The organism is Bacillus sp. AC266 (assembly GCF_979253805.1).
In genome coordinates this window covers 1-241 of record NZ_CEEDEC010000067.1, presented here as the reverse complement: position 1 = coordinate 241, position 241 = coordinate 1, and the positions used below count along the sequence as shown (strand labels likewise).

Here is a 241-nt window from a genome sequence, read left to right as displayed (position 1 = left end):
CGCCCGTAGCTCAATTGGATAGAGCGTTTGACTACGGATCAAGAGGTTAGGGGTTCGACTCCTCTCGGGCGCGTTTTCTTTCGGGAAGTGGCTCAGCTTGGTAGAGCACCTGGTTTGGGACCAGGGGGTCGCAGGTTCAAATCCTGTCTTCCCGATACTTGTTTGGGGCCTTAGCTCAGCTGGGAGAGCGCCTGCCTTGCACGCAGGAGGTCAGCGGTTCGATCCCGCTAGGCTCCACCAA

Annotated in this window: 3 tRNA genes; all 3 read left to right on the top strand. The window is 58.1% G+C overall.

Going from position 1 to position 241, the window contains the following annotated elements:
• The 3 genes from AC0IXC_RS29355 (at position 1) to AC0IXC_RS29345 (ending at position 240) form a co-directional block, all read left to right on the top strand.
• Positions 1-73: transfer RNA gene (locus AC0IXC_RS29355), tRNA-Arg, on the top strand.
• Positions 74-81: 8 nt separating this feature from the next.
• Positions 82-155: transfer RNA gene (locus AC0IXC_RS29350), tRNA-Pro, on the top strand.
• Between the two features lie 9 nt (positions 156-164).
• Positions 165-240, top strand: a tRNA-Ala gene (locus tag AC0IXC_RS29345).
• Position 241 lies beyond the last annotated feature (1 nt).